This window comes from Crocosphaera sp. Alani8 (genome assembly GCF_038442745.1).
GTDB lineage: Bacteria > Cyanobacteriota > Cyanobacteriia > Cyanobacteriales > Microcystaceae > Crocosphaera.
Window position 1 is genome coordinate 1 of sequence record NZ_JARVCN010000098.1, and the last position, 10509, is coordinate 10509.

Annotated in this window: 9 protein-coding genes; 8 read left to right on the forward strand and 1 reads right to left on the reverse strand. The window is 35.6% G+C overall.

Annotated elements, in window-relative coordinates:
• Window positions 1-66: 66 nt before the first annotated feature.
• From P9B04_RS07140 to P9B04_RS07170, 7 genes are all read left to right on the forward strand, one after another.
• Window positions 67-627, forward strand: a complete 561-nt coding sequence (locus P9B04_RS07140) for a pirin family protein (protein ID WP_342054313.1) — start codon at window positions 67-69, stop codon at window positions 625-627.
• Between the two features lie 40 nt (window positions 628-667).
• Window positions 668-1273 carry a nitroreductase family protein gene (locus P9B04_RS07145; RefSeq protein ID WP_342054305.1) on the forward strand — a complete coding sequence of 202 codons (606 nt, stop codon included), beginning with the start codon at window positions 668-670 and terminating at the stop codon, window positions 1271-1273.
• 91 nt (window positions 1274-1364) lie between these two features.
• The gene (locus P9B04_RS07150) at window positions 1365-2108 is read left to right on the forward strand and encodes an SDR family oxidoreductase (RefSeq protein WP_342054306.1); all 744 of its coding nucleotides are present in this window, start codon (window positions 1365-1367) and stop codon (window positions 2106-2108) included.
• 71 nt (window positions 2109-2179) lie between these two features.
• A complete protein-coding gene (locus P9B04_RS07155) occupies window positions 2180-3859 on the forward strand; it encodes an alpha/beta hydrolase (protein ID WP_342054307.1) in 1680 nt (559 codons plus the stop codon).
• Between the two features lie 2 nt (window positions 3860-3861).
• Window positions 3862-5289 (forward strand): mechanosensitive ion channel domain-containing protein, encoded by a 1428-nt coding sequence (locus tag P9B04_RS07160; RefSeq protein ID WP_342054308.1) that lies wholly within the window; start codon window positions 3862-3864, stop codon window positions 5287-5289.
• Between the two features lie 59 nt (window positions 5290-5348).
• On the forward strand, window positions 5349-6257 hold the full coding sequence (locus P9B04_RS07165) for a glutaminase (RefSeq protein WP_342054309.1): 909 nt from the start codon (window positions 5349-5351) through the stop codon (window positions 6255-6257).
• 25 nt (window positions 6258-6282) lie between these two features.
• Entirely contained in the window at window positions 6283-6711 is a 429-nt protein-coding gene (locus P9B04_RS07170; RefSeq protein WP_342054310.1) for a YraN family protein, read from the forward strand.
• A gap of 4 nt (window positions 6712-6715) precedes the next feature.
• On the opposite strand, the gene P9B04_RS07175 is transcribed toward P9B04_RS07170, so the two are convergent.
• A complete protein-coding gene (locus tag P9B04_RS07175; protein WP_342054311.1) occupies window positions 6716-7951 on the reverse strand; it encodes a serine hydrolase in 1236 nt (411 codons plus the stop codon).
• 402 nt (window positions 7952-8353) lie between these two features.
• Here P9B04_RS07175 and P9B04_RS07180 point away from each other — a divergent pair, with 402 nt between their 5' ends.
• Window positions 8354-10423 carry an FAD-dependent oxidoreductase gene (locus P9B04_RS07180; protein ID WP_342054312.1) on the forward strand — a complete coding sequence of 690 codons (2070 nt, stop codon included), beginning with the start codon at window positions 8354-8356 and terminating at the stop codon, window positions 10421-10423.
• Window positions 10424-10509: the final 86 nt, after the last annotated feature.

Sequence of the window (10509 nt, forward strand, 5' to 3'; positions counted from 1 at the left end):
ATCTTTGTCCCCTAACTTTCGGCGAGTCCCCCCAGACTTTTTGAGAAGCTTCTTAATGAGGATAAAATCGAAGCTGGTCAAGGTTTTGGTCGTCATGGTCACAGAGACATGGAAATTATCACCTATGTCTTGGATGGTGCGTTGCAACATCAAGATAGTATGGGTAACACTTCCATTATTCGTCCAGGAGATGTACAACGAATGTCTGCAGGGACTGGTGTTGCTCACAGCGAATTTAATGCCTCGAAAACCGACCCACTTCACTTACTACAGATTTGGATTTTTCCTAATACAAAAGGACTGAAACCAGAGTACGAGGAAAAACATTTTTATTTGCACCAAAAACAGGGACAATTAACATTAGTTGCTTCTGGTGATGAGAGAGATAATGTTGTAAAAATTCATCAAGATGTGAAACTTTATGTGGCCGTTTTAAAGAAAGGCGATCACATTAACCATAATCTTAACAGCGATCGCTCTTTCTGGCTCCAAGTTGCTAAAGGTTCACTAACAATTAATGGTCAAACTGTCAATATTGGTGATGGTGTCGCTATTACTCAAGAAGAGCAAATTAACTTAATTGGCAATAGCGACGAGACTGAATTTTTACTGTTTGATTTAGCTTAATTATCAACTTACTCTGAAACTTATCAAGAGGTTTTGTCCCATGAATACTTTAGAGGCAATTTATCAACGCCGTTCTGTTAAAGCTTATGATCCTAACCATAAAATAACCCCCGAAGAAGAGCAAAAATTACTAGAAGCAACCATTCAAGCTCCCAGTAGTTTTAATATTCAACATTGGCGTTTTGTTGTGCTAAGGGATACAGAATTGAGACAAAAAATTCGTAAAGAATTTGGTAATGACCAAGCACAAATGACCGATGCTTCTTTACTTATTTTATTTACAGCAGACATGAAAGCTTGGGAAAAAGAACCTCAACGTTATTGGAAAAATGCACCGGAACAAGTTGCGGAATTATTAGTTAATTGGATGGGACCTTTTCACGAAGAAAGAGAATGGTTACAGCGAGATGAAGCACAGCGTTCTATTGGTATGGCAATGCAAACTTTAATGTTAGCAGCTAAAGAAATGGGTTATGATTCTTGTCCCATGATTGGTTTTGATCTCGATGAGATTGCTAAATTAGTCAATTTACCGGATGATTATGTCATCGGTCCAATGGTTGCTATTGGGAAAAAGGTTAAAGATGCTTGGCCAAAACCTGGACAGTTACCTCTAAGTGAGTTAGTGGTAGACAATAGCTTTTAATTAGTTATTTGTGGTTAAAAAATATAATCTTTTATTGTTAGTTTTTTGACCACTATTTAAATCATTTTAGACAAAATTAGGAGGGCAAGTTATGAGTTACGATATCAACAATAAAGTTGTCTTGGTAACAGGTGCTAACCGAGGTATCGGTAAAGTAATCTTAGAATTTTTTATCGAACATGGTGCAGCTAAAGTTTATGCAGCTGTTCGTAACATAGACAGTGTTAAACCTTTGGTAGATAAATATGGGCAAAAAGTTGTACCTGTGACAGTTGATTTAGGAGATGATGCTTCTATTTATGAAGCTGCTAAAATTGCCAAAGATGTTAACATTGTTATTAATAATGCTGGTGTTTTAAAACTAGGAGAAGTGTTAAACGAAAATATAATTGAGTCTTTAGAATTTCATATTAGAATCAATGTTTATGGTTTAGTTACAATGGCAAAAGCATTTGCTCCTATTTTAGAAATGAATGGTAGTGGTGTATTTTGCCAGCTTAATTCTGTAGTTTCTATGAAAACTTTCCCCGATTTTTCTGCTTATTGTGCCTCAAAAGCGGCCTCGTATTCTATTACCCAATCTCTCAAAGAATTACTCGGTAAACAAGGAATTAGGGTGTTGAGTATTCATCCTGGTCCCATCGCTACAGATATGGGTGATTCTGCTGGTTTAACGGAAATTGCAGAACCCCCTATATTAGTTGCAGAAGCAATTTTAGAAGCTTTGAAAGGGGATAATTTTCATGTTTTTCCTGACTCAATGGCAAAACAAATTGGAGAAGCTTATCAAAGTTTTGCTGAAAATGTAGTAGAAGCAAACATATCTGAAGGTTAATCAATTTAGACGTTACTATTGCAATTAGTAACGTCTTTTATACCTGGATTTTATAGTATTTTTTATTGATTATGTCTATGTTAAAAATAACTAAAAAATGGCAATATTTATTATTGGTTAGTCTTTCTTGTCTGTGTGTTAGTTTACCTAGTTTTGCGGCAGATAGAATCAACATTATTTGGCAATCTTTAAAATTAACCCTTGAAGTTAGTTCGTTAGAAAAATTTGCTAATGAAGGAGTTATTAATCAAGAGTTAGAATTTTATTTTGAAACTGCAGGTTTAAAAGAAAACCAACGGGAAACATTACGAGAAGTATTAGTTACTCAATACCCTGTGGATGGGGTGCAATTATCTAAATTTCTTAATACTCCTACGGGAGAAATTCTCTTAGAAAGACTGGGTATTTTAGTTTCTCTTCCTGGAGGTAGCAATGGTAAATATCTATTAAGGGGTGCTTTTGTTCAGGCGGCTTTAGACTCGGAAAAAGGCTTTAGTGTAATTAATATTTTAAACCATTTAGCGACTGATGTTCAGCTTAATTTAGAGGAAATTCAAAAGACTTTAGACTATCAAAAACGCTTAACTCTAGCAACTAATTCCTTAACAGAAAATGCTTCTGTTATTTCTCAGCAAGAAATTAGCCAATCAAATATAGATTACACCAAATTACCAGATATCAGAAAGCGGGGAATATATGAAGTTAATCCAGTGAAGATTATTAAATTGACTGATGAAAATCGCCAAAGAAGTTTTGATATGCATCTCTATCAACCTAAAGCTTGGCAATTAGAAAAAGCACCAGTTATTGTTGTTTCACATGGGTTAGGTTCCCATCCTAATGATTTTAGTTCATTAGGAAAAAAATTAGCTTCTTATGGTTTTTTAGTAGTTCTTCCTCAGCATATTGGTAGTGATCAACAACAGTTAGAAGATATGTTAAATGGTTATTCTCGCGAATTGTATGATTTGCAAGAATTTATTAATCGTCCCTTAGATGTTACCTATATTTTAGATGAATTGGAAAAGAGGAATAAAACAGAGTTTGATAATAAATTAAATCTAGAAAAGGTGGGGGTTATTGGTCATTCTTTTGGGGGTTATACTGCTTTATCTGTTGCTGGTGCAACCTGGGATTTTCAAAACATTAAGAACTATTGCGATCGCCAAGTCTGGGAAGCTAATTTATCTATGTTATTACAATGTCAAACCTTAGATTTACCCAGACAAGAGTATAATTTTCGCGATCCAAGAGTAGCTGCGATCGCTATTATTAATCCAGTTAATAGTGTGATTTTTGGTTCTCAAGGACTCAGTAAAATTGATATTCCTATCATCATTAGTGCAGGGACACATGATCCTGCAACTCCTCCTATTATTGAACAAATTAGAACCTTTGCTTGGGTCAAAAGTCAAGATAAATATTTATTCGTAATGGAAGGTCAAGCGCATTTTTTGAATACTCCTAAACAAGATGGCGAAATTAATAATTTAATTAATCTCTTGGTTGATTTTAAAGATGTAGATGATAATTTATTTACAGTCTATAATAATACAAAATCTCTTGCTTTCTTTCAATTTTATCTCAATCAAAATGATGACTATGAGATTTATCTTGAACCTAGTTATTGGCAAAAAATAAGTGATGAAAACTATCCTATTTATTGGTTGGATAAATTAGCAGTTAATGAATTAGTGAATACGTACAACCGTTTCAAACCTGCTGAAATTCCAACTTTATATCCTAACTAACGATGTACAATTACTGGTTAATTATAAAACAATGGTTTCAGCAAACTTTTTCTACACCTTTACTTAGTGTAGGAGGAGAAGAAATTTCTATTTTATGGGTACTAAAAGCATTAATACTACTCATTTTAGTTAGTATTCTTGCTAGAGGAACTAAGCGATTTCTAAAGAACTATTTATTAGTTGCTTTAAGAATTAATGAAGGAACTAGAGAAGTCATTGGAACTCTCAGTAGTTTGAGTTTAGGAACATTAGGATATATCATTGTTTTACAAGGTTTAGGATTAGATTTAGCATCCTTTGCTGTTGTTGTGGGAGGTTTGGGGGTTGGTATTGGGTTTGGGTTACAAGAAATAACTAAAAATTTAGTTAGTGGGTTAACATTATTAGGAGAAAGTAAACTAAAAGTTGGAGATTTAATCGAATTTCAAGGTCATTTAGGATACATTCAAGAAATATCTTTAAGGTCTACAGTTATTAAAACATTTAAAGGATCTCAATTAGTGATTCCTAATACAGATTTAACCAGTCTACCAGTAGAAAATTGGAACTACGAAAACTGTCATGGAAGAATTGAAATATCTATTGGTGTTGCTTACAACAGTGATTTATTACTAGTAACAGAGTTGTTACTAGAATCAGCTTTTTTAGAACAAGAAGTATTAACTTATCCATCTCCCCAAGTCGTCTTTATCGAATATGGAGATAATGCTTTAATTTTTGAATTATGGGTTTGGGTTGCTAATATTGAACGTCGTCAGTCTATCAAAAGTTCACTAAATTTTATTATTGAATATAAGTTCCGTCAGGGAGGTATATCTATTCCTTTTCCTCAGCGAGAGTTATGGTTAAAAAATACTGAATCATTCCCCTCAAATAATTTTCACGAAGTCTCTAACAAACAATCCTCATCCAATCATATAACTTTAAAAGATTCCCTAAAAAGTTTTCCTTGTTTTAAACACCTAAACGAACTAGAATTAAGAAAGTTGATAGAAGTTGGCAGTCGTCATTATTTAAAAAAAGAAGAAATTTTTATCAATAGAGGAGAATACGGAAGTCATTTTTGTATTGTTTTATCAGGACAAATGCAAGCTATATATGAAACCACAAAAGTTAGTCGTCTTCTATTTACTTTCAATCAAGGAGAGTATTTTGGAGAATTACCTTTACTCTTAGAAGTTCCTTATCCTACTACTATGATTGCATCAGAGGATACTCATTTATTCCTATTAGCAAAAGAATGTTTCCAAAACCTCCTAAATCAATACCCTTACTTAGCAAAAGAAATTGCCTCAGAATTAGCTAAACGTCAAGAAACTTTAGAAGAATACCGAAATAGTTTGCAAGAAATGGGTTTAATAGATGATGAATCTCTTCAAAATCCTGTGGTTTGGATTCGTCAAAGACTGAGCGATATTTTTAGTTTTTAATTGATGTAGATATAGTTAATTCTTGTTGATTTTTAAAGAATAATATCAAAATAAGAAATATGAAACAATTATCTTTTCTATCTTCAGAACAATTATCTAACTGGTTAATAGAAGTTTCTCAACAGAAAAGTACAGGTGATTTACCTGATTATATTCCTCTATTACAAGAAACCGATCCCAATTTATTAGGGATTTGCATTATAACTAAAAATAATAATATTCTAAATCAAGGATACTGTCAGGGAAAGTTTCCTTTAATGAGTATTATCAAACCTTTTTTATTACTTTACTTATTATCAGAATTAGGAGAAAAATTTATCTTTAAAAAAGTGGGTTCTAAACCATCTAGATATCCCTTTAATTCTATAGAACAATTACAATTAGATGAGGGATTTCCCCGTAATCCCATGATAAATAGTGGTGCATTAACTTTAGCATCTTTGATTCCTGGAAAAGATAGTGAGAAAAAATGTTATAACTTGCTACAGTGGTTAAACAAACAAAGTCAATGTAATTTATTTGTAGATCAATCTATGTTAGATTCAGTGCGATCTTTGCCTAATATTCGCAATAAAGCAATTCTTGAAGAGTTAAATCAAAGAAACCATATACAAAATCCAGACATAACCCTAGACACTTACAATAGAATCTGTTGCATTTCTGGAAGTATTATTGATTTAGCAAAGTTGGGTTTATTATTAGTTAATTCTCCAAACATTAACCCCAAAAATGTCATACTTGTTAATAACATTATGACTACTTGCGGACTTTATGAAGCATCAGAGAAATTTGCTCAAAAAATTGTGTTTCCTACTAAATCTGGGGTTAGTGGTGGTATTTTATCCATAGTACCAGCACAAGGAGCGATCGCTTGTTATAGTCCTCCTCTAGATGCACAAGGAAACTCCATTGCTGGTTTATCCCTAATTGAAAAAATCGCTAACTATTTGAAACAAAGCAACACTTAAAAACCTAACATTGAAGACTAATTTAATGACTTCTATTGGAAAAATTGGCGAGCAATTTGTAGCTCAATGGTTAATTTATCGAGGTTGGCACATTTTACAGGATCGTTGGAGATCGCCTTATGGAGAAATCGATCTTATCGCTCAACATAATAAGCTAGACTTGCTTATTTTTGTTGAAGTAAAAACTAGAAAAAATAGGAATTGGGATCAAAATGGGATATTAGCAATTAATCCTCAAAAACAAAACAAAATTAGACAAACAGCAGATTATTTTTTAGGAGAATATCCCCATTTTTCTGAATTTTCTTGTCGTTTTGATGTCGCTTTAGTTCACCACAAACCTTGCTCCCAGAATTATACTGAGAACAATAATTTTGTAACTAAAATAGGTCAAACTATTGCATGGAAAGGCTATCAGCTAACTTTATTGGATTATTTAGAAGCAGCCTTTTAAGTTTCTATTCTGGTTGAGATTGATTTTCAACGGGTTTTTTAATCTCTTTAGGAACAGGACGAGGTTGATAAAATTTGAAGTGTTGATACACTGTTCTAGAAATATCTTGAATCATGTGACGACCGGCTACATCGTTATAAGCTCTCCTAGCAAAAACGGCTCCAATGTAACGCTTTCCTGTGGGGATATCAATAATACCAGCATCTCCAATAATCGTACCAATATCCCCTGTTTTATGGGCAATGTTAGCTTGTTTTTCTAATCCTTGGGGTAGTAAAGTTCGAGTGCGTGTTCCTTCCATAATTGCTATTAAGCGATCGCGGGATCTGGCACTAATTAAATCGCCTCTTTCTACCCTAGCTAAAAGTTTACTTAAGTCCTCTGAACTGGTTTTATTTGTACCTTCTATATCGGGTAAAATATTGTTAATTTCAGTGTGTTTCATACCCCATTCTTTGAAACGTTGGTTCATAACTTCTTTGCCACCCATTTGTCTAACTAACATTTCTGTGGCAGTGTTATCACTAATAATTATCATTTTAGTAGCCACTTCTAGGGCAGGAAATTTTTTACCAACTTGCATATACTGCATATTCCCTGAACCACTAACCATCACTTCTTTATCCATTGTTAGCATTTGATCTAGGTTAATGTTTCCTGCATCAACCTCTTCAAAAAATGCAACTAGGATGGGTATTTTTATGGTACTAGCGGCCGGTACAACGTGGGTTCCATTGTAAGTAACATAGGCACCATTATCTAGGTCTAAAAACCAAGCATAGGGTGTAACGTTGGGATATTCGGCATCAATTTTTTGTAATTTTTCTTTGAGATCAACTAATTCTTCGCTAACGGGAACGGTAGCTTTATTGATAGGTGTTGTTTCTGTTGGTTTTTCTTCTTCTACTTCTGGTGGTGACAGTTTAACCAGTTGAGAAACCTTTAAATAAGCTGCCAGAATATCTTGAGGATTAATGATAGTTAAGGTGGTTCCTGCGATCGCACCCACACCCACACCCATAATACCAATACGTAAAATATACAGTAAAAATCGGGTTAATAGGTTAGGGGAACGTTTTGAAGGGTTGGTGCGAGATCCTCTCGACTGATTAGATAGTTCTTTTTTAGTATTTCTTTGTCGTCTTGAAACCGTATTGACTGGTTTCCTATTATTTTTGACCCGACGAGGTGCGATTTTTTTTCCTTGAGGGGAAGAAATAGGGGAAGTTGGACGAGGCATAGTATAAGCGATCCATCTATTATTAATCTCAGCTATTATGTGGAGACGCAGAAAATCCTCTAGAGTTGCATTATTGGTTAAAGTGAGTAATTTAAAAATTAAAAAGTTATCTAGTTCATAGATTTTTAAATAGTAAAGTGATCATACAAAATTAACTATAATTAATCAATTAAAAAATATTAAAATCCATAAAAAGTTATACAAACCATTGAGTAATTAAGGATGATTGTTGATTTATAGAAAGATTGATCAACAATCTGAAAAAAGACTTAAAAGATTGCAGTATTCAATTAAAGCCTTTCTAGACTAAGAGAACAAAAGACAACAAAAATAAACGATTGACTATTTATCTTCACAATAGTTAATCTAATGGATTCCTACACTCACACACTCAAAATAATTATGAAACAATTCTGGAGAAATCAGCAGAAATCCGAGAAATTATTGTCAAAAAAAGTTACCCATTATATTCGACCTATAAAGCAAATTTTAGCGGCTTTGTCTTTGGGAGTTATAGCTTTGGAATCCACTGCACCCGTTTTTGCTGCCCCACGGAATCCGCAAGAAACAGTCAATTGTGATATGTTAATCGTTGGAGCAGGTTTATCTGGTTCAGCCGCTGCTTACGAAGGTTTATTAGCAGGAAAAACCGTTTGTTTAACAGAAATTACCGACTGGGTTGGGGGACAAATTTCCTCACAGGGAACCTCAGCCTTAGATGAAGGAAAACAACAGCGATCGCAACAACATTTCCCCAGAGGATACAACCTTTTAAGAAACAATATTGCTCAGCTTTACAAGAGACAAAACCCTGGAGAGTGTTGGGTTAGTGAGAGTTGCTTTGTTCCTTATCACGGTCATCAGTTATTGCATCAACAATTAAAACAAGCCCAACAAATGGGACGAGGAACCTTAAAATGGTTTCCTTCCACAGTGATTAAAGATATAGAATTAAGCGAAGATGGGAAGTTAATAAAAAGTGCGATCGCTATTCAACATAGTCCCAAAGCGGCTGCCGGTCACCTCAATAAAGAAACCCTTTCTAAAACCATTGAAGACGCTTACAGTTACGAAGATTCTCAACGGTTTGATAAAAAAATTATTCGTTTCGAGTCCAAATCTAAACAAGGAAGTGCCACAGATTGGTTTGTTATAGAAGCCACAGAAACAGGTGAAATAGTCGCTTTAGCAGACGTTCCCTACCGTTTAGGACTAGACCCCCGTGACCACCTCAACCCCTCTTCTCCCACTGAAAAAGGGGATAACTATTGCGTCCAAGGGTTTACCTATCCGTTTGCTATGGAAAGGACTGCAACCCCTCAACCCCAGACCAAACCTCCCTTTTACGAACAATACCAACCCTACTACGGTTACGACAGCGATCGCCGTTTGGCCTATTTTGATTTGGTCTTTACCTATCGACGAATCTGGACTCCCCAACCAGGAAAATTAGTCAGAGTTGGACCAATGAAGGTGCATGAACCCCAACCTGGGGACATTTCTATGCAAAACTGGTTATGGGGCAATGATTACCGTCCGGGAACCTCCCAAGATAATCTGGTTTATAGTCGTAGACAACTGGAACAAACAGGACAACTTCAACCGGGAGGTTGGAAAGGGGGACTTCGCACCGAAGCTTTACGGAAAGGTGAAGAGATATCTAAAGGATTTTACTATTGGTTAGTTGCGGGAACCACAGACTCTCGTTTAGGATACGGAACCAAAAGGCCAGCACCCAATCATCGCCTTTTAAAAGGGTTAGATTCTCCAATGGGAACCGCTCACGGGTTATCGAAATACCCCTATATTCGGGAGGGAAGACGCATTATCGGCAGACCTTCTCACGATCATCCTCAAGGGTTTGCTATCAATGAAATCGACATTTCTACTAAAGATTATTGGCACGATTTTTATCGGACTTCCTTACCCCGTCCCATGTATCAGTTGGTGTGGTCAACCATCGCTAATTTAGAATCGAAATTTGTTACCCCTAACGAACGTCCATCCTATATGGTAACTCGACGCACCCATGCAACGGTTTATCCTGACTCCGTGGGGGTTGCTCAATATATGATCGATTTTCATCCCTGTATGGCCTTATCTCCCCCAGAAAAACCAGGCAATAGCGAAAGATCAGGGGTTCGTGTGGCTCATGGTGGGGCCCATCCTGCACAAATACCCTTAAGAGCGTTAATTCCCCAAAAAGTGGATAATTTAATTGTATCGGGTAAGAGTATTGCCACCAGTAACATTGCGGCGGCGGCTTATCGGGTGCATGGGTTTGAATGGTCTGTGGGTGCTGCTGCTGGAACGTTGGCTAGTTTTTCTCTAGAACAAAGGGTTTTACCATATCAATTAGTAGATAATTTACCCCAACAAGAAGCTAAATTACAACAGTTACGTCGACGGTTAGAAAGTAATGGGAATCCGACAACTTTTCCTCGGGATATAATGTTCGGTCTGCGTCATTAGGTCGTAGGGTGGGTATTGCCCACCTTACTTTTTAGCTTACCGCCGAGAAGCCCCGCACTGTACCGTAGGTCAGTGTCGGGATGATA